This window comes from Leptospiraceae bacterium (assembly GCA_024233835.1).
Taxonomy (GTDB): Bacteria; Spirochaetota; Leptospiria; order Leptospirales; family Leptospiraceae; genus JACKPC01.
The window spans coordinates 275,402-301,986 of record JACKPC010000006.1; the positions used below are offsets into that span (position 1 = coordinate 275,402).

Consider the following 26,585-nt stretch of genomic DNA (forward strand, 5'->3'; position numbering starts at 1 on the left):
CTTACGAATACTTCCCTTTGCTTTTCCGGCTATAAATATAGAAATTTTTCCTGTTTCGACTGAGGAAAATAAGGGTAAAGTGATAAGAAAAACGAAAATGTATATAATTCTCTTCATAAGAATTCCTTTATACAGCTATCCCATTAAAAAAGCCAGAAGTTTTTCAAATAGATTCCCGAATATTTTTTTCCAAATAAGCTTTCCAGCGCTTCAATCTATCGTCCTCTATGGAAATTTTAAGTAACTGAGTTCCTATGTATTTAACTCTTTCTGTTTTCCCTGCTTTTATATATGATTTTAGTAGGTTAATTGTATTTTCTATCTCTTTTGAACCACGAAGGCGAATTCTTTCTCCAAAATCTATAGCTTTCTCATACTTTTTTATTTTTCTTAAACAATAAGAGTTTGCAAAAATAGCAGCTGTATCTTCAGGATGGGCATAGATATAGGCTTCGAGATAGTTCGATGCTTTTTCATAATCTTCCTTTTGTATAAGGAGTTCAATAAACCACTTGAATACTTTTTTATTGGAAGTTTCAAAGTATGTTTTTTCTAATTTGGATATAACTAAATCATATTTCTGCTCTAACAAATATTGATTCACTTCTTTTACAAGCCCTTTTAAATCTAACTTTGAACTTACATTAGGTTTATTATAAGCCGTATAAGTAATCTTTAATAAAGAAAAATCATCTGTAATTTCTCCCCAAAAACCAATATATTGATAAATTTTACTCAAGTCAGCTCCGGCATCTTCTATTTTAAGTAGGAATGCTTCTTCATTTTCATTTATAATCCTCGAACCATCTTCAGCTTCTCCTACAACCACATCATCTTTTCCATCAGAACCCATAAGAATTATATCACCCTCAGATAAGTTAAATGTATCTATATGGATTATATCCGGTAGATCAGTAGTGCCTAGCTTACGAATAAAACTATTGTATTTTAAAAAAGAAGCTTTTTTATCTCTATATAAAATTAACTCCGGATGCTCAATATTAACATAATACATCAGACCTGATTCTTCATCAATTAAACCCACGACAAGAGAAATTAACATAGAACCATTGAAACTCAAGAAAACTCCATTTAACTCTTTAATAACAATTTTTAACCATCTTTCAGGGTAATGGTTTAACTCAGAAGGATTCATCTTCGTTCTCTCTATAATGGATTGAAAAACAGAACCCAATACCAGAACTCCTCCTGCACCCTGTATAGATTTTCCCATAGCATCAGCATTCATAAACAAAATGTGGCTTCTATTTTTTAATGTAAGCTTATGAGCAATGTTAATGTCTCCTCCGATTTCATAGTATTTTTCTTTAAACAAGAAAGACTTTTTTTGTTTCAAAAACGATTCGACCTGCACATAAGGACTCTGAATTACATTTTGTCCGAGAGGAGTAATCAATAAGCTGGTTAAAAAATAATCTCCATCCTGTATTTTTTTTAAGGCTTCCACCTGATCCAGAGTTTCTTTTAATTCTTTTGTTCTTTCAATTACTTTTTTCTCCAGATCTAAGTAGCTGAGTTCCAATTCTCTTTGTAAGCGTCTTTCATGACTTTCATCCCGGATAATCAATAAATAACCTACAGAACGACCGGTATCATCCAGGCGTAAAGAACAGGCGACCTGTGCCGGTAAAATATTAGAATCATCTTTTACAAGATCAATAGAACCAAGAAAACCTTCTTCTTCCCTCAATTTCTCTTCAAAATTTTTCCAGGACTCAAGCGAAGTAAACAGTTCATGTATCTTTTTTACTTTCGCTGATTTTCCCAAAAGATTCAAGAAGGTATGGTTAAATAGTAATGGTTCCCCCTTTATATTGTACGTGGCTATACCTGAAAACCGGGATGCTTCCATTAGCGCTTCCATGTCTTTGACTTTTTGAAGGAAATGAACAATTTGAATAAATCTGAATTTCTCCTGTGTCTGCTTAAGATATTCTAAATATTTTAAATTGCTGACTAACTTATCCAGCCTTTTATCCTGTAATGCCTCACCCGTAAACCAAAACATGTTTGCATGTTCGGAAGCTTTAAACACCTTTTGAAACTCTTCATATTCTACATCTTTATTTTCATTTAAATATTCAAAATCCCATTCAGGATACTCTTTTTCTTCTCGATTATCCTGTAAGCTTAACCAGGAATAAGTACCGAAATGTCCATTTTTAGATATATCCATCTCGACACCATTTGCAAGAACAACATGTACCTCTGATTGAATGGTAAAAAGTAGCATTGCTTCTTCATGAACATACCAATCGAGGTCCTGTAATTTCATTTCCGAAACAACTTCATTTTCAGCAGTCATAGATTCAAGGAATAATTGCTGGTATATATCATCCTCAACAAGAGAAAAAGGTCCTTCTTTAGAAAGAAAAATATAATGATGAAAACCGGAATACATAATCGGATTATCAATCGGCGCTACTGCAAAATCACCCGGATATATACCTTCTCCCCTCATCCTGGCATTCGGAACCCTTTCCATCCACTCAGTTCTCGGAATAATCTCATATTCTAATGTAATATTAATATCTTCCAGATAAGCAGCAATCATTTGAACAAGACTCGCCGAATGATCTGCAACAATACCCTTCAGAGTAAATCCTTCTTCAAAACCCGCTTCCTTTAAAAGTTCCAGGGCTTTTTCAGGATCATACTGATAAATTTGTAAATAAGGATTATATCCAAATTGACCCTCTGTAGCTATAGACCTTTGTGGAATCGAGTTTCCGTGACTGTGAAATCGTGCAATCATAGTATTGTCAATAGCCAAATTCATAGCCAATCTAACCCGCTTATCTAATAAGGGACCTTTGGAAGCTAAAAGAAACCAGTGAGAAAAAGTTGAAAGCTGGCTTTGTATATAAAGATTCTTTTCCGTACGTAAGAGAGGAATCTGGAGGTCCTGAACTCCATACATCAAATCTACCTTTTCCTGCTTAATCCCTTCTGTCCAATATTGTGAGGGGAGACAAAGAAAACGCAGTCCGAAAACTTTAGGCTTGCCTCCCCAATAGTTTTCGTTGGCCCGAAGAACAATTTCTTTTCCCTTCTGCATAGACTCGAAAATGAAAGGACCGGTTCCTACCGGTTTATCTTTAAAATAATCCACTCCTTTCTCTTTTAATAACTGAGGAGGAACAATAGCCGAAAAAATTGCCATTCGATAAGGTAACATACTATCAGGAAAATGTGTATAAATATTTACTTCGTATTCCGATACCTTTTCAACTTCCTTAATAGAGGATAAAATTCCCAGGCCGGTAGGAGATTTATTTTCAGGATTTATCTGGGCTTGTAAGGTAAGTACCACCGCCTCAGCATTAAAATCCTCTAAATTATGAAATTTTACTCCTTCCCTCAGGATGAAAGAAAAACAGGTAGGACTAAGACGTTTCCAGGAAGTAGCTAATAAAGGTTTAATTTCTCCATCTTTTCCAATATAGGTAAGACTATCATGACAGGCCGTTATGAGCGTATAAGAATCCGGATCAAAACCATGGAAGGGATCCAGAGAACTCGGCTGGCCTGTAAAATAAGCAATACGGATATAGTTTTTTTCCTGCATCTTCATTCCTCTCTGTCAGTTTATCGGAAATTTATTGACAAAGTATAGAGAAAGATACAGATTTTCAGTCAGAGTTTATTTCTTCATTTTTTCTTTTGAACTTTTATAGATAGACAAATTTTTCAGTTTTTGTTCTTTCAAAAGCTCATAGGTTTTTTCCTTCATTACTTTCAATTCCTCAAAAATCCGGAGTTTCTCGACCATATAATCATCTAAAAGCTTTTTAACCATTTTGTCCTTGTCTTGAATTAGTTCTTCCCCCGCCTGAAGAGTATCTCTTACAATGTCCGAAGAAGCATCTCGAATTTCAACTTTACCGCTATGCACGAAAACACCGTTTTTCTCAGCACCTACGGAAGATGGATAATCCTGGATCAAGAATTCAGTCCCTCTTACACCTGCCACATAAGTTTTCGTTAAAACCTTAAAATTTGATTTTTTTTCCAGATCTTTTAAAATACGGGTGTACAAAGCACCTTCCTTCAACAAAAGTGTTATATCAAATTTTTCTTCAGTACCGGAGTATTCAAGGGAAAGTTTTGAATATGAAGGGAGATGCAGGATGGAGTTCTTTCCCAGCTGGATCCTTAATTGTCCTTTTTTAGTAAACACACTGGAACCGGGCTGCAAAAGAGTATGCACTTTCAGGTTCTCCATTTTACTCTCTTCCTGATAATAGGCTTCTCCATTTACAAAAGTTACCAGGGCAATGATCTTATTTTTATCAGCATAAACTCCTACTGAAAACAGGTACAACAGAATCGAAGCGAGAACTTTCATCGTAATCTCCCTTTAAGTTTAATCATCCGAACGAAAAAAGCCGAGACGAAACAAATAATATAATAAAGTAGCAATTCCTGTTACAGCAGCCGCTACATAAGTCCAGGCAGCCGCGTTTAAAACTTCATTAACAGCCTCTGCTTCCTTACCATGGATATAGCCCATCCTCACAAGAATTTCCTTGGCTCGATTCGAAGCATCTATTTCAACCGGAACGGTTATTAATTGAAACAGTACCACTATAGAGAACAGGACAACTCCAATAATTGCAATAAAAAAACCAACTTTTCCCATTAGATACATGAGAAACATTCCCAGCATAATAATAAACCAGCTCATAGAAGATGCAAAACCGGCAATCGGAACAATAGCCGAGCGGAAGCCTAGCATAGGATACTGAACTTTATCCTGGATAGCATGTCCGGCTTCATGAGCTGCTACACCAAAAGCAGCAATACTATTAGAAGAATACGTGGCATCTGAAAGCCGTAAAGTTTTAGAAGAAGGATCGTAATGATCGGTTAAATCTCCGGGTACATGTTCAACCCGTACATAATTTAGTCCATTTGCATCTAAAATCGCTCTAGCCACCATTGCACCGGTAGCTCCGGTACTTGACTTATAAGAACTCCAATGAGAAAAGCTGGATTTCACCTTATAACTCGCCCATAAACTTAAAAGCATGGCCGGACCTACAATCAAAAAATATGAAAAATCAAAATACATATTCCCTCCCAAAAGTATAGACGGTTAAAACAAGCAAGGATACATTTTTTTATAGTTAGATTTCTATCCATTTCTAATTATATCCTGAATTTTCAAACAGGAAAACCTTTTTTTATAGACAAAAAAGTTTTGTTTGTTAGGGTATTTCTCCATAAAACCGGTTACTCAATGAAAAAATTCAAGCATGTATTGTTTATAATTTTATTACCCATATTATTACTTACTGAATTATCCTCAGAAACACTAAAGAAAAATGGAATTTTAGATCTTTCTGACTTTGATTTATCTAAACAGGACAAACCCATACCTCTTGACACCTACTGGGAATTTTATTGGAAAAAGTTTTATCTTTCTTCTGATTTCTACGGAGAAACAAAACCCAGACCGGATATTTACATGGAAGTACCCTCTACCTGGCAAAATTTGAATAATCAATTTTTTGATAAACAGGGCTTTGCCACATATCGCTTACGTGTATTTTTACATGATACGAATCCCATTAGTTTTTATACAAAAGGTATGGGAACGAATCTGAGACTTTTTATTAATGGGGAATTAGCAGTCGAGGTTGGAAAACCGGGTAAAACAGTCTTCGAATCCATCCCGAATAGCACACCGACTAGCTTCACCTATTTTCCTAAAACTAAAGATCTGGAACTTATAGTACATATCTCTAATTTTCATTATCGAATGTCCGGTTTCTGGTATCCACTGGAAATTGGAACTCCAAAACTCATAAACCGAAAACTTCATTATTCCTATTTTCTTGAATTCTGTTTATTTGCCAGTATGTTCATGATGGGATTGTATCATATCGGGATTTATAGTAACCGCAGGCAAGCACTTGAAGCTCTATACTTCGGACTCTTTTGTCTTATTTTCGCTCTAAGAACTCTTGTACTGGGTGAAAAATTCCTACCTTCCTACTTTGAAGGAATGCCCTGGGAGCTCACTCTAAAAATAGAATATTTATCCTTTTATCTCGGGCTCCCCATATTCATGTTCTATTATCTACATCTATTCAAACAAATTAATTATCCCAAATTTATTTACTTTATTGGAGCGATGGCTGCCCTTTTTTCTCTTTTCGTTCTTTTTGGTACTTCTTTTTACTACACCCATAGCGTACAGGCCTATCAATTATTAACTCTGAGTTGCATAGTTTATATTTTAGCAACCTTACTGAAAGGTTCTAAATTTAACTTACCCGGTAGTAAGCTTTTTATATTTAGTTTGCTTATTTTCTCAACAACCATAATTCATGATTTCTTATACAGCAACCAAATCATTATCCATTCTATCCATCTGGCTCCTTTTGGATTTATTTCTTTTATCTTTCTACAGAGCTACCTTCTTTCAAAAAACTTTTCGATAGCTTTCTCTACTACAGAAAGACTCGGAATTGAGCTAAAGGAGAAAAATGAGGCTCTGACAAAACTGGATAAATTAAAAGATGATTTTTTAGCCAATACCTCACACGAATTAAAAACCCCTTTAAACGGAATTATAGGCTTAAGTGAATCTCTTTTAGATGGAGCTGCAGGAAAGCTTCCGGAAAAAGTAGCTTATAATCTTTCTCTTATTATCACCAGTGGAAAACGACTTTCTAACCTGGTAAATGATATTTTAGATTTTTCGAAAATGCGAAGTAACGAAATTAAAGTCAGTAAAAAACCGGTTGATATCTATTCTATTTCCAATCTTGTTTTAACTTTATCCGAGGCACTCATACAAAAGAAAAATATTACATTAAAAAATTCTATACCTCAGGATTTTCCATCTGCTATAGGAGATGAAAACAGGATACAACAGATATTATATAATTTAGTTGGAAATGCTATCAAGTTTACAGATAGTGGTGAGGTAGAAATTAGAGCCGAAGTGAAAGAAGATAGTTTTATGTATATCTCGATTTCGGATACAGGAATAGGTATTCCGGAAGATAAATTTGAAGCCATTTTTAAATCCTTTGAACAGATAGACTCTTCTTCCGATAGAACATACGGAGGAACCGGACTCGGACTTACCGTTACCCGTCAATTAGTAGAACTGCACGATGGTAAAATTACTCTGGAATCTACTCTGGGCGAAGGCTCTACTTTCACATTCTCCTTACCTGTATCCCAGGAAAAAGCCAGTTCTAAAGAGCCTCAAGAAGAATCGATTCTAACAAGGTTAAGTGAAAACCCATTAGAATTAGCAGAACAAATAACTCTTAACAAAGGGGAATTTAACTATAAAATTTTAATTGTAGACGACGAACCAATCAACCTACAGGTTTTATCCAATCACTTAAGCCTTCATAACTATTCTATTTTACAGGCTTCTAATGGACAGGAAGCACTTGATATTTTATCCAAATCACCGGTAATTCCCGACCTAATTCTTTTAGATGTTATGATGCCCAAAATGACTGGTTATGAGGTATGTAAGAAAATTAGAGAAAACTATAATGCTAATATATTACCTATTGTCTTACTTACAGCAAAAAATCAGATTAATGATCTGGTTCAGGGTTTTATACACGGAGCCAATGACTATCTAACAAAACCTTTCAGTAAGGATGAGCTTTTAACCCGGATAAAAAACCATTTAAACCTATCAAAAACCTCAGGAGCCTATGAAAAATTTGTTCCTCAGGAATTTATAAAACTTATCAATAAAGACAGTATTATCGATGTAAAATTGGGTGATCACTCAGAAAAATATATGTCAGTTCTTTTTTCGGATATACGTTCCTTCACAACTCTTTCAGAAACAATGAGTCCCAGAGAAAACTTTAATTTTATAAACTCTTATCTAAAAAGAATGTCTCCAATTATACAGGAACACAGAGGATTTATTGATAAATATATTGGAGACGCCATTATGGCTTTATACCCTGAAGAAACCGAAGACGCTATTTCTTCAGCTATATCTATGCAAAAAAATTTACAGGAATATAATTTTCACAGGATAAATTCCGGCTACAAGACAATAGAAATTGGGATAGGTATTAATACCGGGAACTTAATGCTCGGTACTATTGGCGGCCTGAACAGGATGGAAGGAACCGTGATTTCTGATGCAGTCAACCTGGCATCTCGTGTAGAAAGCATGACAAAAAAATATGGAGTAGGAATTTTAATCTCTGAAGAAAGTTATAAGAATATCAAGGATAAATCCAGATACGATATTCGTGCTATTGATAAGGTAATTATGAAAGGGAAAACCTCGGCTGTCTGGATTTACGAGGTCTTTGATGCAGACCCCGAAGAAATCAGGTTTCAAAAACTCAATACTCTTGAGCTATTCCAGCAGGCAGTTTATAATTATACAGATAACAGATACAATGCTGCCTATGAGCTTTTTACCGAAATAAAAAAGAGTGCTTCAGAAGATAAAGTTGTAGATCATTTTTTAAATATTTTAAAAAATCAATTTATAAAAAGCTGAGAGAATAAACTCCGGCAGGCATATTTTCGGACAATCTTCAGAATTTAATTGATATAAAAGTCAATTCGAATGACTATGTCCCAGTAATAATAATTATCATAGATAAGAAAAGGATTTTTAGTAAAATTATCTTGATCCTTGCATATAATTTTATCAAATGACAATAGGCATAGGTGATTTTTATTCTTGGAATTTCTATTAGTTGATTCCAATAAAAATACCGACGATAAACAAGAAGAGAAAGAAAAGCATGAATGAAATAGAAGAAGCCAAAGAAAGTGCAGATCAGGAATTTAACAAGATAAAAAACCTTGCGAAAGAAGCCTATAAATACATTGAGATTAAAAGGTTTAATGAAGCCAAAACCAAGTTTGAAGAGCTTCTAAAAATTGATCCCGAAAATACCTACGGTCTTGTTGGAATGGGTGATCTTTTGTATAAAACCAGGCAATATGAAGATGCGATAATTTATTATAAGAAATGCCTTGAAAGCGATGCTTCCAATAAATTTTCTATCATGGGTTTAATGAATTGTTACCGTGATATGAAACAACTTAATATGGTTATCAATATCGCTGAAGAATACAGACATATCACAATGTCAGATGCTTCCATTTTAAGCCGAGTAGCTGATGCGCATAGAAAACTGAAGAATTTTAAAGAATCAGAAATCTACTATATGTCAGCACTACAGATCAATCCCAACGACCAATATGTAATCGTTGGAATCGGTCATCTATATTTTGCCTGCCAGCGTTATCTGGATGCCATCCACTGGTGGGAAAAACTTGTAAATATACAACCCAATAATATTAAGATCCTCACCGAAATAGGGAATAGCTATCGTAAAATTAAAGACTATGACCGAGCAATTGAATTCTACGAAAAAGCAGAAAGCCTCGAATCCAATAACTTTTTTGCCCTATATGGTCTAGCCGAATGCTATAGGGGAAAGAAAATGTTTGATAAGGCGATAGAATTTTGGGAAAAAATTCTTAAATTTGATCCAAACAACAAACTTATCATAAACCGATACGCAGATAGTTTAAGAGGTATGGGAGAATTTGAAAAAGCACTCGAATGTTTTAATAGAAACAAAGAAGACTACTATGCTCTTCTCGGTAAAGCTTCCACTCTCAAATTAATGGGGGAATTTGCTAACTCAGAAGAGATTTATCAACAACTCATCGGGAAAGACGCGAAGGATTCGAGACCGGTTATCGAATTATCCGATTTATGGTATCATAATATGGGAAAAAAAGAAGACGCTATCAACATCCTTCAAGAGTTCTTGAGAAGCAACCCATCCAGCACCGATGTAGACATCAAGCTCTTACAGTTTATAAACGAGGAAAGTTAGGGTTTAATTTTTTTCAATAATGTCAGGTCGGATTTCTTGAAAATCAGGATTTCCGGCTCTTTCCCTTCTTCTCCCCTGGAACTCAAATAAATCTTTTCTCCGTAAAAAGTAATTTCTGAATCCGGCTGAACTTCCACCTTAGAACGATGTAAAAGCTTTAGATTTTTATCATATTTTGCAATAAAAAATCTTCCACCCTCATCTTCAAAAGCATAAACCTGCATACTTTTCTCCGAGATTTCAACAGGACTGTGCAAATAGAGTTTGGCTTCAGAAGAAGATTGTAAACGCAAATTGTAGCGATTTAGTAATACTAAGCGAAATTGTCCGTCAGTATAGCCAATCATAATTAGATTTTTACCAAACTTTTTAAAAGACTTGCTACAAATATTATTATAATCACTTTTTATGACCACATCATCTTTCAATGGATCAATAAGATAAATTTCGTTATTATACCTTTCTATCTCCGGAACATATTTTATAATTTTCATAAAATATATTTTTCCATCAATTACATTGTCTGTGTATTTTCCCTTTTCATAATACTTGCTTTCTTTTTCATCAAGAACTTGTTTTAAAGATAGATTCTCCTTTTTTATACGGTGAATATTTTCTTTTAGATCCCGGTTTTCCGAAGTCTTTCTTTGTGTATCTTCTTCCAATTCTTTATTTTTATCCAGAAAAGCATCGTTCTCATTTTTCTTGTTTTTAATATTTTGCTTCAAAGAATCCTTTTCATTCTCAATCCGCTTTTTTTCTTTTTCTAATTGTTTATTTTCTAACTCTAGCTCGATTACAGAAGGTTCTTTCTTATCTTTCTCTTCTTTCTTTTTTGGTCCTGCTTTTTTAAGGATTATTTCTTCCTTATCATCCAGAGTCTTAGAAGTTTCTTTATCTTGAAGGTTTGAATTTTTATGAGATGGATCTGTTATGGTCAGATCATCTTCGTTTGCCTTTTTCTTTTGCTTACTCAACCATTCATCTTTCTCTTTTTGTTTTTGTATTAATCTTTCCAGTTCCTCCTTATCTTCTTTACCCTCCCGACTCTTTTCAATCAGATCCCCTACTTCTTTTTCAATCTCATCCAGTACAATACGTCTCTTCACTTTTGTACCGGGAAAGCCTTCTATCGGAATAACAAGACTGGTCCTACCGGCCCAATTTTTGTAGGTTTTAGAAATTCCTATATTTTCTTCCTCAATATTACGTATTACGTCTTTAGAATACTTTTTTTGTATATACTCTATATCTTTACGATGAATAGCATTGTAATATAAAATGTATCGAGATAAAACTTCAGCTTCATATTCACTATACAAAAAAGCTTTTTCAAGATAAGCACTTAATACCCTTTCAAGAGAATGGATATGACCATATTTAACAGACTTATGCACCGAAAGGACATCTGCTCCAAATTTATTTTCGATATTCTGAAACCTTTGAATACGAAAACCGGAAACCTCTTCAGAACCCATACTATTCGGTGCAGAAATTAACTCATAAAGCTTATAACCGATTCTTCTATTTTCTTGTTTTATCTTTCCTGTTGCCCGCTTCGCATTACGGTTTAGAAAATCGATCTTAACACTATTACGAATTTCCTCTTCTCCAAGTTTAGGAGAAGAGAAAAGAATTGTATTCAGAAAGAAAAATAAGACAAAACAGAAAAACAAACTATATTGAAATTGCATCATTCGATTTCCGGTTTGATTGTTTTAATTAATTCCAATTTATTTTTATCAAAAATTAGGATAGAAGGTTTCTGTCCTTCTTTTACTTTTGAAGTAATGTAGATCTTAGAACCATAAAAAGTTAATTCAGAAAAAGGACTGATTTCTACACTGGAACGTTTTATCTTTTTCAAATCCTTATCAAACCTGGTGAGATAAAAATGTTCATCTTCCTCTTCAATCGCATATATTTCCTTAGTTTGATTATCTACCACTAAAGGTGTTTGCCAGAAAACTTTAGTTTCTGATTTTCCCTGGTATTTTAGATTAGATTTATCTAAAATAACCAGTTTATATACATCTTTATGGTTTTCTTCAAAACCTACTACGACGATATTTGAACCCAGCTCCCGGAAAGTTTTGCTGGTGATGTTATGAAAATCACTCTTGATCACGACATCATCTTTAGCCGGATCCAAAAGAAAAATTTCATTATTATAACGACCCTCGGATGTATATTTAATGATTTTCAGGAAAATAATTTTTCCACCAATTACATTCTTCGAATACTTTCCTTCATTACTTTCCCTTTCCTTCGCTATTTCTAAAGACTTTTTCAAATCCTTATTCTCTTTCAGAACGCCTTTCTTCTCTTCTTTTAAAACTACATTTTCTTTCGTTACTTTTTTATTCTCTTTCGTAAGGTCTTTATTCTTTTCTTTTAAACTTGTGTTCTCTTTTTTGACTTCTTTATTTTCTTTCTTTAAGTTCTGATTTTGTTTTTTTAATTCTTTCGTTTCTTTTTTTAAACTCGTATTTTTTTCTCTCTTGTTAATATCCAAGTTTTCACCGGTTTTCTTTTCAATATCTTTTGCCTTATCCCGAAGAGCTAATTTTTCATTCTCTAATTTCTTCTTGTTTTTATTCAACTCATCAACTTTCTTCTTTTCTTTTTCGATTTCTGCCTTATTTTTAGCAGGGTCCTTTTTTAACTCTTCCAGTTTATCAAAAGATTCTTCTGCTTTTTTGTTCAGACTCTCTTCGTTTTTATATAGATCATCAATACGATTCTTTAATTTTGATTTTTCATCTTCCAACTTCTTCTTGCTCAGATCATCAAAGCGTTTTCTTTCATCATCTTTTCCTTTACGGTTTTCAATGATCTTATTCACTTCTTTTTCTAACTCATCGAGTGTTATATCTTTTCCACTTTTGGAAAGAATATTATTCTCCAATGGAATTACAATCAGGGAACGACCGGCCCAATTCTTATAATCTCTGGCGATACCGATTCGCTTTGAATCCAAATTTTTCATTACAGAAGATGTATATTTTTCACTATAGTAATCCTTATCTCCACGGTGCAGAGCGTTATAATAGATGATATACTTGGCTATAGTTTCAGCATCAGACTCAGAATATGAAAAAGCATATCGAATATAGGCTTCAATGATTCGAATCAGTGAGTTTACATGTCCGTAGGGTATTGACTTACCCATACTTAAAATATCCGCACCCATTTTCTTATCTTCGCCCGGAAAAATTCTTTGCATGGTGAAATTGTTATATGTATGTGATGATTGACCATCCTCAGTAATCGCTTCTGCCAGAGCTTTTCCAACCGCTTCGTTTTGTCGTCTGATCGAAATATCCGCTCTTTTTCTCGAACGATTGATAAAATCAATTTTCTCTACATCTTTAATTTCTTTTACCTGTATCTTCGCTTTTTCCTGAGACAGGAGAGGGCTGATAAGAAAAAGGGAGAGAAAAATGGCTAATGTCCTGGATTTCATAGATGTTTATTCCTCAGTGTAAAATATTTATGCAGGTTAATTCTATAATTACTTGTACGGTCTTATACAGGTATAGTATTTTTACTTTTTTTTCTCTTTTTCCGGATGAAAAACAATGTTCCAATATGTATAAGAGTATTGAAACGCACCCAGAAAAAGCACCAGGATCATTGTATAGGCTGCATATTCCGGATGTTTGATGATATTATCTTCTTTCATATATAGAGAGATTCCCGGCATGAAAACATACCAGAGAACCGTAATGGCAGTCAAAGCAACTCCTAATTTTCCCCAGATATTAGGACTCCCCTGTATTCCCCTTTTAAAAAAAAGGAAGGTTCCGAGCCAAACACCCAGAATCTCACGCACAAAGTATATAATTAAAATCCAGAGAGGCATTTCATAGTACAGAACCAGGACAATAAGCCCGCTTATACTCACTATCTTATCACAAACCGGATCGAGGTATTTCCCAATAATACTTTCCTGTTTTAAAAAACGAGCTACTTTTCCATCCAAAAAATCGCTAACAATCGCAATAAAAATAGTACTTACAAGTCCATATACATTTGTTCTATCGCTTGGAAACTTCACATAACGAATTGCATAATAAATGAAGAAAGGTAAAACAAAAATTCTCAAAGAGGTAATCATATTGGGAATTGTAAACACCCTTTCCGTACGCAATTCTTCTGTTAATTTTCCAGTCTCCATTTATCAATTATTTTCCTCTGAAAATAAGTATCGTTTTTCCGAGTTTAATTTCATCAAAATCAGAAAGAACTCTGGGCCTGAGTAATTTCTTTCCATTCAAATAGACTCCATTACTGGAATAAAGATCGAATAAAACATATTTGTTTTCAATTTTCTTAATCCTTGCATGAACCGAACTTATATAATTATCCCAAAGAACCAGGTCATTTTCCGGACTGCTACCAATTTTCACCTCCCCTTTATTAATGGTAAATTGTCTACCCGGGTTCGGACCTTTTTTCTGGATGAGTATAGCTGTATCGTAATCATCTCCCCGACTAATTTCTTCTTCGGGTAAACTACCTTCAATCTCATACTGAGTTAACATAGCGGTGGGAGTTGAAGAAGCTTTGGCTTCTTCTATCGAGTTCAGTTTTTTGGTTACCTTTTGCTCAACTGCCCTTAAATTAGCGGTCAAAGAAGGCTCCCGATTTTCTTGTTTGGAAGCTTTTACCTTTTTGCGTTTTGCTTCGAGGGCTTCTTCACGCACATTTTCCTGATAATACAAATCGTTTTCTTTTACTTTCTCAAGCTGTTTCTTTCTTTCTTTTTCTAATTCGTTACGAATATTCCTGTTTATCAGGTAAAGAACCAACAAACAGAAAAATAAAAGAGCAAAGCTGGCTCCGTAAAAATACTCCACCTTTGCAAAACGGGTTTTAATAATATTTAAATAAGAAGCTTTATAACGAAGATTATATTCTTCTTTTCCGGCGATAAAATTTACCCTGATTGTATTTGGAAATATCTTGTTCAATTTTTTCTGAAAAACAGAAGAATATTCCAGGATAGGAGGAATTTTTCGAAATGCGTATAAATCCGATTTCAAACCTGTATAGGCTATTTTTTCTTTAATGGAATAGTATCTTCCCTTTGTAGATTCAGCTAATTTTTCATTTGCAGTAGCTTCCAAACCAATAATATGTACCGGAATTTTATGTTTGCGAAAGCCTTTTACTATTTCATCAATCGGCTCATCCAGAATAGTTGGCATTTCCGGGTTTATAATAAAAGCTATAGTCGGCAATTCCGTTTTCTGATAGTCTTTCAGTAAATCTACAAGACTATAGTTCTGTCGATTTCCATATCCCGGACTCAGATTTTCTAACTGTGCCAGGGCTTTATATTTATCCAGATCCAATCGAATAAAAGCAGTTTCATTGGCAAAAAATTGTAAACCAACTCGATCTCGATCTCCCAGAGATTCCAGAAGGCCCTTCAAGATCCCCAGAGCTTCTTTATTTATAGAATCAAAATTAGAAATATGCACAGAAAAAAGAGCGTGTATAGGACGAAACCCATTGACTCGAATTATATTCACCTTCTCTACATATTGTGTTTCCGGTCCGAGAGATTCTGTAATTTTCAGCTTCTCTGATTGAATTGAACGATCTCTTGATTCTCGAACCTGCAATTTTACAGATGGAAAGCGTGTAATATCAATTTTTTCCAGAACCGGTCCAGCCCAAAGGCTAAAAAGCGAGGGAAAAGCTAAAAAAACAATAAAAAATCTCTTATTAATCATTCAATAATACCTCCTGGTACCCGGTATCTCATTGAGCCTTCAAAAAGGCTTTTAGAATAAGGGTGATTCAATAAAACCTGAGCGGCCTGAATCCTTGCGTTTTCCACAAATTCTCCTTTCTTTAGTACAGTTACATCATCGGCAATTCCTTCCACAATCCTCATATCATGGGTAATGAGAAGTAAACCAATCCCGGATTCTGAAACAAGGCGATAGAGCAAATCCAATGTATTTTTCTCGTTAATCGAATCAAGAGCTGTTGTAGGCTCGTCTGCCACCAGAATATCTGGCTTCAAAGCTATGGCAACAGCAATTAAAATTCTCTGTCTTTCACCACCGGACAACTCTGCCGGAAGACGATTTAACTTTTCCTCTGCTTCTTTTATCCCTATCTCTTCCAAAATATGCAGGATAAAGGGTTTATTTGCAAGTTTTTTGTCTTTCAAATAGAAATATTCTTTGATCTGTACTCCAACTTTCCGGTAAGGGTGGAAAGCGTTGGCCGGATTTTGAGGGATGAGAATAATATTCTTCCCTCTTAAATTCAACCATTCTTTTTTTGAAATATCCTTATATTCCCGATTTAATAAGGTAAATACATCATAATAATAATTTAAATCCGGATGACTTAGCTTAAAAAGTAAAAGTGCCAGGGTTGTTTTTCCACTTCCGGATTCTCCAATTACTGCATGTATTCTTCCCCTTTGCAAAGAAATCCGAAAATCCCTTAAAATAGTTTTCCCGGATTGAGTATGGATTATGTTTAAATTCTGTATTTTTAATAAAGAGTTCAAATCTTCTCAGATTCCCCGTAAAGCTGATTTTAAACGATTCTTCTTTTCATTTCCGGAAGGTTTCTCTGTACCCTGCTCTTTTTCTCTTTTTTCTTTAATCGAAAGATAAGAGTCTAAAAAGGTTCGTTTGGCAGAATCGAAATTCATAATTCCTTTGTTCCTCGTGTGGGGACTGGCAGCCTCACCGACTCCCTGGTTTAAATAAAAAAGCTCATCGCTAACGATTTGCTTTTGCTTGTCCGTAGCAGTTTCATAAAAAAAACGCTTAAAAGTAAGACCGAGCGTTACGAGTAGCAGAGCCACCTGGTTTGGATTCAACAAAAGAAGAAGTTGCTCTTTCCAAAAACGCTCCCAATCCAGAATTTCTTCCCAACTTAGCTCCATCACCTGATTATTCTGCAAGATTCCACTATAATCCTCTACCTGTATATTTTTTATCTCGGAAAAAAAGGAGCGTAAGGAAGAATGCTCCACTTGCAGGGCCCGGTTTAACTCGGCTTCTTCAAGATGAATAAATCCATTTATTTTTCCACCTGCTTCTCTGAGATAATTTCCGGTAGCTATAATAATGGAATAAGTTCTACCATCCGATTCAGTTCCTTCCAGCTTATAGACACCCGGGCCATTCTTTTGGAGTTTATAACTCTCCCTTTCCACTACTTTTCCGGATTGAACACGATTCGTCAGTAAGAAATCGGAAAGTTTTTTTTGTAGACTTTCTAATTCTAATTCAAAGCCTTTTGCCCTTTTCGGTAAAAGCTTTTCTTCCGTAGGTACGACTTCTTTCTTCTTATTTTTTTTAAAAAATTGAAATAAACGTTTTAACAACCTGAATGGTTTAAGTAGAATTCCCATAATCTTCCCTTATATTGGATGGTCTTTGGATATATCCTTTATCATATTCATAGATTTTTGCATATTTTAAAAACGTCGAAAAAGCAGAGGAAACAGCTATCACAAAACCCGGGTAACCATCTAAAAAACCCAGCTTATAAATATAGATTTCCAAGAATTTACTGATGGGTTTTAGTAAGGACATGAAAACGGAAAATTTCTGACCTTTCTTATGACGGGTATACGATACAATAGAAGAAAACTTATTGATGGTATCAACCTGGTGAGAAAGGTCTTTAAAACTAAAATGAATGATGTCTCCTTTTAACTTCCCCCCCTTGCCCTCAATTTCCAAAAAATCATGTGGATTTTCCCCTTTCCAGCGTCCCAGCCCCTTTTTAAAAAGACGATATCTCATTTGAGGGTACCAGCCTGAATGACGGATGTATCTACCAAGATGATAGGTTAACCTGGCAATCCTGTAACCATTATAATCTTCCTTTTTCTCCAGAACAGCCGTAATGCTTTCTTTTAACTCAGGACTTACTCTTTCATCTGCGTCCAGAGACAAAACCCAGTCCCCGGTACAGAGTTCGATAGCTCGATTTTTTTGTTCTATATGCCCGGTAAATTCCCGTGTAGAGAACCTGACTTTCGGGAAACTCCGAACAATTTCTTCTGTTTTATCGGTACTAAACGAATCCAGAACCACGATTTCATCTGCCAGTTCTTCACAGGAACGGATACAGTCTCTAATATTCTTCTCTTCATTATAAGTGATGATGGCTACTGAAAGCTTTGGCTTCACAGTTTTATCATCGGATAATTTATTTTTTTATGTAAGTAAACCTTTTTCCCGCTTAAAAAACAAACTCAGAAGCCGCCAGAAACTGTGTATTCCCTGCTTCCATCAGGAAGAAATAGAGAACGATAGGCTTTATCTTCCAATTCTTTAAACCGAATCTGAATGAATGTTTGATTACCTGTTAGACCGTATCCATTTAAAGGAACCGGGGTTGTGGGTATCTCAGTAGACTGCCAGAAGATTCGATTTGGAAATTCAGGAATTAATTCAGAACGAGTAATTTTCGCTGTAATCAGAGGATTTAAAATTTTCCCTTCCAAACTCAGATAGTTCTGCCAGAACAGGTTCTCTTTCAATTCGGCCTCTTCCTGATTGGGAGAAGAGTTCGAAAAACCCCATTTTTTAGTGAAAGTAGTATCCGGATTTAAAGTATACTCCAGCTCATTTCCGGACTTATATAAAAGCATTTGATCGGAATATCCTGTTTCCGGATAAATATTATGAACGATTCCTCCATCCAGCTTCGCTATACCGGAAGAAATTCGAAAAGAATGATAATAGGTTTCAGGTCCGGTAATTCCATTGGCTTCGGAATCAGACCCTACATAAAAACCGGCAATTCCACTGTGTTGGATACAATCTTCACTTTTATCACATTCCACGATACTCCCTGATTGGCCGAGGCGAAAAGCAAGATCAGATTTCGTATGCCAGTAATCAAGTTCAGTGGTATAATTTATCCGCTTATCTGCCATTGAATAATCATAGACCCGTCTGGCATTAATTTTATAATCAAAGACCTCTGCAAATCCATGAAATTGAAAAAGGATATTTTTTCTTGTTTTATCCCATAATACGGTTATTTCAGCTGTATCCGGTCTTTCTTCGACTTCGGTTCCCCTGGTGCTAATAGTTCTCTGGATAATCACAGCCCTATATTCGTAAACCGGATGGTCTATTTCTTCATATACACGAAGTTTATAAGGAAACTTGGCTCCATTATTTATTTCATAACCATTGTATTGGAAATACTGATTTAAACCTACATAGTCATAGAAAGCATAAAGTTTCTGGACTTTTCGAACAACAGGTTCGGAGACAGTAATGTCAATGACTTCTCCTTCCAGATCACAGCTGGGAAGCTTATTTTTACACAGTGCCCGGATATGAGGAAGAGCAAGATCCAGAAACAGGGCATGAAGTTCCAGTTTTACCTGGTCAAAGGCAAGCCCACAAAGCCTTGAGTTGGTGCTGCTTACATCTCCCATTTCAACAGCCTGATCAATATAGCATCTGGACATATTTACTTCGTTTTTAAGAGTTTCCGGTTTGGTGGGGATTTTTAAAGAAAAATCCTCCGGTAGATATTGGTTCCTGTAAAGTTCCGATTCCGAACTGTTGCCGGCCTCATTAATAGGATCCGTATTTGTCGTTTCAACAGGTTTTGCTGTTGATTCAGAACCATCCCCTTCAGAAGGAGTGGGTTCATTTACAGGGACAGCAGGTGATTCGGGAATTGACTCGGTATCTATACGAGGGAGTTTCTCACTTGAAATACCGGCAAGAGCAGCTGTTTTTAAAATCTCATCTTTTTTCTCAACTTTTTTAGAACAATCGAGAAACAGAAAAGAAATGATAAGTATATAAAAAAACGTAAAAGAAAAACGCATGACACCCAACTCCTTTTCCCTAAAGGGCTCATTGTAGATTATATATTTTTTAAAAAAAGTCAAGGCAATTATTTTTTAAGCGACAAACCCTCAACAACCGGAAAAGATGAGGGTTTATACCACCTATAGTCACAACTTTTCCTTAAGGGATACTACAAATTTAGCATCTTATCAATTTCTTGAATAATATCCTCAATATGCTCCAGCCCCACCGACACCCGAATAGTCCCCGGTAATATGCCTACTTTTTCTCTTTCAGTATCACTTAATTTGGAATGAGTAGTAGATGCCGGATGGGTAATGATAGTTCTGGTATCTCCCAAATTTGCCGTAAAGGACAAGTTCTTATTGGAATCTAAAAACTTCTTTCCTTTCTCCATTCCCCCCTTAACTAAAAAAGTTACAATCCCTCCCCCCAATCTCATCTGCTTTTTTGCCAGTTCATACTGAGGGTGAGAAGATAAATGCGGATAAATAACTTCTTCAACTTCCTTATGTTGTTTTAAATATTCAGCGAGTTTAAGAGCGTTCTCACAATGCCTGTCCATTCTTACATGTAAAGTTTCAAGGCTCTTGGAAAGAATCCAGGCATTGAAGGGTGACATAGCAGGACCCGTATGTCTTGCAAAAAACCGGATTTTCTCTGTTAATTTCTTATTGGATACAATAATTCCTCCTATAGTTCTCCCCTGTCCGTCAATAAACTTGGTAGTAGAGTGCATAACTATATCAGCACCATATTGGATAGGATTCTGCAAATAAGGGGTACAGAAACAATTGTCTACATTCAATAGAACACCTTTTGATTTACAAAGCTTTCCCAACCATTCCAAATCGATTAAGTCCAGAGAGGGATTAGAGGGAGTTTCTACAAAGCACATTTTTGTATTAGAACGAATTTCTTTTTCCCATTCTTCAGGTTTATCTATATCCACGTATGTAAACTCAATTCCCCAGCGAGGTAAAATCTGAGTTACAATTTGATGAGTAGAGCCAAATACAGATCGAGAAACAAGTAAATGATCTCCTTTATTTAAAAAAGCTGCGATACTCGTAAAAATAGCAGACATACCGGAAGCTGTAGCAAATCCATCATCAGCTCCTTCCATTAAACATATCTTTTCAATCAGCTCAGAAGTATTGGGATTGGAAAAACGTGTATATATATTTCCCTCTATTTCATCAGCAAACATCGCTCTTGCTTCTTCTGCATTTTCAAAAGTGAAACTGGAACTCATATAAATGGGACTACAATGCTCCCTACCTTTTTCTTTCATTCTTGTGCGAATCGCAAGAGTTTCAAAATGATTTAAATTCTCCAAATCAGTTCTCCTTAAATAAATTTGTATTAATTCTCTATGGTAATAGAGTAAGTAATGTCAGCCGTTTTTTCTAACATTTTAGTTACCGAACAGTATTTCTTCATCGATAATTCAACAGCCTGCTTAACCGAATCTTCAGTAATACTCTCTCCCTTAAATTGGAAATTTAAATGAATTTTCTCAAAGACAGCAGGAATTTCGTTTTCTTTTCTCTCGGCCTGAATATTCACCTTAAAATCATCTAAAGTAACTCTCTTCTTTTTCAAGATGCTTAAAACATCCATAGAGCTACAACCCCCAAGCCCCATAAGAACCAGTTCCATCGGTCTCGGACCGGCATTGGTTCCTCCAATTTTCTCAGCACCGTCTATTTGGATAGAATTCCCGCTGGCATTAGTCGCTTCCAATAAGACTGCATCATTTTTCCTTTGAATGTTAATTTCCATATAAACCCCTCTACCTGTTTTTTTCCACTTTCTTATTTAGAAAAGAATATGCAACAAATCGATCAAAAAAATTGTAGCCTCAATTTATATCGGAGGATGTATGATAGAAAAATTTTGGCCGTACTGGTATGGAGGCCCTGCTATTGCAGCAGTTGCTATTCTGGTTTTGTCTATTGGGGGAAATTATCTCGCCGTCACCAGGGGTTATGTTAGTGCTTGTTCCATTTTCACAAAAAAACCATATTTTCACAGAAAAGAAATGGGAGGTCCATTCGGATTTAGGACTTTTTTTATTATAGGTATTGTTATAGGAGGTTTTCTTGCAGCTATTATAAATGCCGATTATGAACCCTCTTTTGCACTCGGAGTTTTCGATACAATCTGGGGAAATAATCCTGTAATAAAAGCTCTTGTTTTACTTACTGGTGGATTTCTCTGGGGATACGGTTCGAGAATGGCAAAAGGCTGCACTTCGGGAAATTCAATCTCCGGAATATCCAGAGGTTCCCAGGCAAGTGTAGTTACCAGTATTTTCTTTGTTATCGGCGGGAGTATTATGACCCATATATTAGAATATATAGTCAGGGGGAAATTATGATATTGAATCTTTTTTATCTCTTCGCCGGAATCTTATTTGGTTATGTATTAATTCTATCCGGGGTTTCTAATTATAATGTAATCTATGATATGTTTTTATTTAAAAGCTTTCACCTATATGGTATCTTAGGTACTGCTGTTGGAATCTCTTTTGTTTTTACCCATTTCTTACATAAGATACGCTGGAAAGCTCTCCTGACAAAAGAAGAAATTCCTTTTCCAAAAGAAAAACCGGAAAAGGTGCATGTCATCGGTGGATTGTTAGCCGGTTTAGGCTGGTCTTTAACCGGAGCCTGTCCGGGCCCTGCCCTTGCACAAATTGGATTTGGAACCTTATCCGGGATATATACAGTAATCGGAATATTCGCTGGTGTATATGTTTTTGGAGCTTTACAAAAAGAATAGTCTGGACATAAAAAAACCGGGCCTTTATAGCCCGGTTTTAGAAATTTAGTATGTTCTATTTTTCTTATGCGTTTCTTCTTTGAAGTTTCAGGATAGTCAGTAAGCCAAGAGCTGCAAGAGCCATTAGGCCTGCAATTCCTGCCTGTCCCGGATGAGCCTTCAGATAAGCCATAAGCTTATTGTCAGACTGAGATCCCATTGCAGTAGATTGATTATATTCATAAGTCACTACAATAGTAGCTCCCTGTGCTGGCCAGGCGGTTCCGGCAAACACGATGGAATTTGTGCTGGCATTGTAAGTCCATCCATTACTTGCATCATTGGCAACTGTAGCTCCGTTCACAGTCACAGAAATTGTGCTGGAAACAGGAGTTTGACTTAGAACGTAGCTGGAAGAAGTCGCAGCAGCTTGAGTCGCAATGTTGTCAAGAATAGCTGAGTAATCTGTGGCACATATAGTAGAAGAAGAACCACCGGTTGCTGCAGCTAAGTTAAAGTAAGTTGTGGTTGAGTTATTAGAGTCAGTAGCCTGAGGATAAACCGAGTTTTCAGAAGTATTGGAATCACATTTACCCGGTTGTCCTATAGTCGCACCGCTTACAGTTACAGAACCATCATAGATACCAATAATAGAGTAAACTTTATACTGGTTACTTACGAATATGTTACTGCTTGTATCAAAAGCAGAGCCTGCATAAGAGCTGTACTGATCTCCTTCATCGGAAAGGATTACGAAGATAAGTTTAGCACCTGTTCTCGGAGAAACGGTTGCAGTATCCCCAAATCCACCCAGTGCTTTTACGGCATAGTAAACTCCGGATTCAGTTCCACTACCTTTAATACCGGCTTTATTTACGTTATCTTTGAAGGCCTGTGCACCATCAGACGAAGTAGTCCAACCTGTTCCGAGAAGGTCTTCACCGTTATAAGTAGGAAGTCCATCAGTTGTGCTGGTTTTATTACCTGTTGTAATCACTCCGAGTCTGAAATCGAGGTGTTTACCATCCAGTTTGTCGAAGAAAGTTACAGAATTATTCACCACACTGGCCTGTTCCTGACTCATAGAACCGGAGTTGTCCACAACCCAAACAAAGTCAACTTTAGGATCTGCACTTCCCGAGAAGTTGTCTACTTTACTCAGTCTTGTAGTTCCTGTTGTGCTGATGTTGGTTCCATCCAGAAGACTATTCAGAACACCTTCATTAGAAGAATAAGTAGAAGCACGGCTTACACCCACACCCACTAATTCATTTCCTGTACTATTATAAGTGGCCTGGATAACAACACGAAAAGATGTATCAGCAGTTTCAGTAGCACCACTGACGGGTAAATTACTTACAGAACCATTCGGGATAGAAGTTCCGATTATTTTTATAAACTCGTTAGAAACTTCGGTTACAGTTTGAGAACTTTTTGTAGTTACTGCCAGGTTATAAGTAGCTGTACAGCTCACTCCTGTAGGAACATTCGAAGAGATAACACTTGATGAAGCTACATAGCTTGTATCACCGGAAATAGCAGTCAAGATTTTTGTTCCGAACTGTGCACAGGTGCTCACAGAGGAATCATCTGAAGTACTGATAAAACCGGATACTTCAGCCGGATTTCCCTGATAAGTGATACCGGTAAAATCACCTGTTGGAGTGCTTCCTGTATTCAAGCCTGAAGGCATAGTTACAGTGTAATCACCAATCGTTTCGGTAGCATTTACATTCAGAGTTGTATTTGCTGTTTTTCCATTCATAGTAGCCGTGATAGTAGTAGAACCACCGGCAACACCCGTAGCCAGACCTTTGTTCGAAGAACCATCACTTATAGTGGCAACAGACTGATTGGAAGAAGACCAACTCACCTGTGAGGTAACATCAGCAGTAGAACCATCTGAGTAAGTAGCTGTAGCTGTAAACTGTTTGGTTCCATCTTTCGCTATAGTTCCACCGCTACTAACAGTGATGGAGCTAAGTGTAACTGCGTTTACAGTCAATGTAGCTGAACCGCTTACAGAACCCATAGTAGCTGTAATTACAGAACTTCCGGCTCCTACACCAACAGCTTTACCGTGATCTGCTGAAGTAGAATCACTTGTTATGGCTGCTACTGAACCTGTTGCTGAAGACCAGCTTACCAGTGAAGTAATATCTGCAGTGCTATTATCAGAGTAAGTTCCTATGGCTGTAAATTGTTTTGTTCCACCCTGATTAATAGTAGCATCGTTACCAATAGAAATGGAGGATAAGGTAGCAGGAGAAACATTAATATTCAAAGTTCCACTTACACCACCAAAGCTGGCTGTAATTGTGCTGGAACCTGCATCCACAGCATTTATTTTTCCTTTTGTTACCGCATCCACAGTAGCTTTGGAAGTATCAGAAGAAGTCCAGGCTACAGAAGAAGTTAAATCCACTGTAGAACCATCCGAATAGGTTCCAATGGCTGTTAACTGGGTACTTCCACCTTTTGCAATAGTAGAACTTCCGGATATACTAATACTTTGCAAAGTCGGAACCGGAACTGTAATCACCTTACTGACTGATACTCCATCCAGACTGGCAGTAATATTACTTGTTCCTGAATTATCTCCGTATGCTTTTCCCCTATCGGAAGAAGCATTACTAACACTTACATTTGTATTGTCAGAAGACCAGGTAACAAGATTTGTAATATCAACAGTAGAACCATCGGAATAAGTTCCTGTTGCAGTTAACTGGGTATTTCCACCTTTTGCAACTGTTGCATTTCCGCTGATGGCTATAGATTGCAAAGTAGCTGCACTTACATTCAAAGTAGCAGAAGCAGTTTTGGAACCCAGCATAGCTGTTATAGTAGTAGAACCAACTGCATAACCTGTAGCTAAACCTTCAGTTCCAAGCTGATTGCTGATAGAAGCAACAGAACCGGTTGAGCTGGTCCAGGTTACCCTGTCGGTTACATCCTGGGTAGTTCCATCTGAGAAAGTCGCAATGGCTTTAAATTGCTGAGTAGTTCCATCTGCAATAGATAAAGATCCAGAAGGCTGAATAATAAGAGAAGTTACGCTGGCTTCAGAGATGGTTAAATTGGCTGAAGCATTCACTCCATTCCAACTGGCCGAAATAGAGGCTGAACCTGCTGATAGAGCACTGGCCTGTCCTTTTGTAATTCCGGAATTTACAATGCTAACAGTAGAATCATTCGATGAGGACCAATTCACCAGAGAAGTTACATCTTGAGTAGAACCATCCGAGAAAGTCGCAATAGCTTTATACTCGATAATACTTCCTTTTGCTACATTTACAGAACCAACAATGGTAATTCCGGTTACTGTTACTGTTTTAACTTCGACACTGGAACTACCTGAAGTAGTGCTACCATCTACAGTATAACTGGCGGTTACAGTAGTAGTTCCTGCACCGGCACCGGTTACAGTTCCTTTTGTACCCGAAGAATTATTTACAGTGGCTACTGAAGCATTTGCACTTCCCCAATCTACAAATTCGGTTAAATCCTGAGTGGTTCCATCAGAAAAAACTCCAACAGCGGTATAATCTACGGAGGTTCCCGCAGCAATAGAATCAGAACGAGAAACCTGGATAGCAGTCAGAGTTGCAGTACTAACGGTTAATTTTGCTTTTCCGGAAAGGTCTCCCAGGCTTGCAGAAATATTGCATGAACCCGCTGAAGCACCTGTGGCGATTCCGCTTGCATCTACATTTGCAATGCCGGTAGCATCACTGGACCAGGTCACTTGAGAACTTAAGTCAGCTCTTGAATTGTCACTATAAATACCGGTGGCTTTAAACTTAAACTTGGTACCTTTAGCAATAGATTCTTCAACAGGCTCAATCACTATATTGACAAGCTGGGCTTCGGAACTCCTTTCCGTACCTGTTGCAGTACTACCACTTCCTTTTGCTTCCCCTGAGGAAGTTTGAGCTTCTTCCTGTCCGGCTATTCCTGAAAATAGAGGAACGGGAATTTTCTTCTTCTTCACACAGGAAGAAAACACCATGAGAATTATTGAGATATAAACGAGTCTTTTCATGTTTTCTTCACCTTCTGTGCTATAAGACGTTATAGGAAATTTCTATAAAACATTTTT

Annotated in this window: 18 protein-coding genes; 4 read left to right on the plus strand and 14 right to left on the minus strand. The window is 36.4% G+C overall.

Going from position 1 to position 26,585, the window contains the following annotated elements:
- Window positions 1-163: 163 nt before the first annotated feature.
- The 3 genes from H7A25_23730 to H7A25_23740 all read right to left on the minus strand — a co-directional run bounded on the left by H7A25_23730 (window position 164) and on the right by H7A25_23740 (window position 5,095).
- Window positions 164-3,589 (minus strand): SpoIIE family protein phosphatase, encoded by a 3,426-nt coding sequence (locus tag H7A25_23730; protein ID MCP5502932.1) that lies wholly within the window; start codon window positions 3,587-3,589, stop codon window positions 164-166.
- A 75-nt stretch (window positions 3,590-3,664) separates the two neighbouring features.
- Window positions 3,665-4,369: a FecR domain-containing protein gene (locus H7A25_23735; GenBank protein MCP5502933.1), complete on the minus strand. Its 705-nt coding sequence runs from the start codon at window positions 4,367-4,369 to the stop codon at window positions 3,665-3,667.
- A gap of 18 nt (window positions 4,370-4,387) precedes the next feature.
- Window positions 4,388-5,095, minus strand: coding sequence for a zinc metallopeptidase (locus H7A25_23740; GenBank protein MCP5502934.1), 708 nt, complete (start codon window positions 5,093-5,095; stop codon window positions 4,388-4,390).
- Window positions 5,096-5,263: 168 nt separating this feature from the next.
- Between H7A25_23740 and H7A25_23745 the strand changes: the two genes are divergently transcribed.
- Both H7A25_23745 and H7A25_23750 read left to right on the plus strand, forming a co-directional pair.
- Entirely contained in the window at window positions 5,264-8,530 is a 3,267-nt protein-coding gene (locus tag H7A25_23745; protein MCP5502935.1) for a response regulator, read from the plus strand.
- A gap of 250 nt (window positions 8,531-8,780) precedes the next feature.
- The gene (locus tag H7A25_23750; protein MCP5502936.1) at window positions 8,781-9,890 is read left to right on the plus strand and encodes a tetratricopeptide repeat protein; all 1,110 of its coding nucleotides are present in this window, start codon (window positions 8,781-8,783) and stop codon (window positions 9,888-9,890) included.
- Here the strand turns inward: H7A25_23750 and H7A25_23755 are convergent.
- The 10 genes from H7A25_23755 to H7A25_23800 all read right to left on the minus strand — a co-directional run bounded on the left by H7A25_23755 (window position 9,887) and on the right by H7A25_23800 (window position 21,505).
- On the minus strand, window positions 9,887-11,587 hold the full coding sequence (locus H7A25_23755; protein ID MCP5502937.1) for a hypothetical protein: 1,701 nt from the start codon (window positions 11,585-11,587) through the stop codon (window positions 9,887-9,889). The genes H7A25_23750 and H7A25_23755 overlap by 4 nt on opposite strands.
- Window positions 11,584-13,356, minus strand: a complete 1,773-nt coding sequence (locus H7A25_23760) for a hypothetical protein (GenBank protein MCP5502938.1) — start codon at window positions 13,354-13,356, stop codon at window positions 11,584-11,586. Before H7A25_23760 ends, H7A25_23755 begins: the two co-directional genes overlap by 4 nt.
- A gap of 81 nt (window positions 13,357-13,437) precedes the next feature.
- Complete coding sequence (locus H7A25_23765; GenBank protein MCP5502939.1) at window positions 13,438-14,070, minus strand: CDP-alcohol phosphatidyltransferase family protein; 633 nt, start codon at window positions 14,068-14,070, stop codon at window positions 13,438-13,440.
- A gap of 7 nt (window positions 14,071-14,077) precedes the next feature.
- Window positions 14,078-15,634, minus strand: coding sequence for an FHA domain-containing protein (locus H7A25_23770; GenBank protein MCP5502940.1), 1,557 nt, complete (start codon window positions 15,632-15,634; stop codon window positions 14,078-14,080).
- Window positions 15,631-16,428: an ABC transporter ATP-binding protein gene (locus tag H7A25_23775; GenBank protein MCP5502941.1), complete on the minus strand. Its 798-nt coding sequence runs from the start codon at window positions 16,426-16,428 to the stop codon at window positions 15,631-15,633. The genes H7A25_23770 and H7A25_23775 overlap by 4 nt, the downstream gene beginning before the upstream one ends.
- A gap of 6 nt (window positions 16,429-16,434) precedes the next feature.
- A complete protein-coding gene (locus H7A25_23780; GenBank protein ID MCP5502942.1) occupies window positions 16,435-17,283 on the minus strand; it encodes a hypothetical protein in 849 nt (282 codons plus the stop codon).
- On the minus strand, window positions 17,267-18,070 hold the full coding sequence (locus H7A25_23785) for a glycosyltransferase family 2 protein (GenBank protein ID MCP5502943.1): 804 nt from the start codon (window positions 18,068-18,070) through the stop codon (window positions 17,267-17,269). Before H7A25_23785 ends, H7A25_23780 begins: the two co-directional genes overlap by 17 nt.
- 65 nt (window positions 18,071-18,135) lie before the next feature.
- Entirely contained in the window at window positions 18,136-19,737 is a 1,602-nt protein-coding gene (locus H7A25_23790) for a hypothetical protein (protein ID MCP5502944.1), read from the minus strand.
- Window positions 19,738-19,889: 152 nt separating this feature from the next.
- Complete coding sequence (locus H7A25_23795; protein MCP5502945.1) at window positions 19,890-21,059, minus strand: aminotransferase class I/II-fold pyridoxal phosphate-dependent enzyme; 1,170 nt, start codon at window positions 21,057-21,059, stop codon at window positions 19,890-19,892.
- A 26-nt stretch (window positions 21,060-21,085) separates the two neighbouring features.
- A complete protein-coding gene (locus H7A25_23800) occupies window positions 21,086-21,505 on the minus strand; it encodes an OsmC family protein (protein ID MCP5502946.1) in 420 nt (139 codons plus the stop codon).
- A 100-nt stretch (window positions 21,506-21,605) separates the two neighbouring features.
- Between H7A25_23800 and H7A25_23805 the strand changes: the two genes are divergently transcribed.
- Complete coding sequence (locus H7A25_23805; protein MCP5502947.1) at window positions 21,606-22,103, plus strand: YeeE/YedE family protein; 498 nt, start codon at window positions 21,606-21,608, stop codon at window positions 22,101-22,103.
- The gene (locus H7A25_23810; GenBank protein MCP5502948.1) at window positions 22,100-22,507 is read left to right on the plus strand and encodes a YeeE/YedE family protein; all 408 of its coding nucleotides are present in this window, start codon (window positions 22,100-22,102) and stop codon (window positions 22,505-22,507) included. The genes H7A25_23805 and H7A25_23810 overlap by 4 nt, the downstream gene beginning before the upstream one ends.
- A gap of 64 nt (window positions 22,508-22,571) precedes the next feature.
- Here the strand turns inward: H7A25_23810 and H7A25_23815 are convergent, their stop codons facing one another.
- The gene (locus H7A25_23815; GenBank protein ID MCP5502949.1) at window positions 22,572-26,528 is read right to left on the minus strand and encodes an Ig-like domain-containing protein; all 3,957 of its coding nucleotides are present in this window, start codon (window positions 26,526-26,528) and stop codon (window positions 22,572-22,574) included.
- Window positions 26,529-26,585 lie beyond the last annotated feature (57 nt).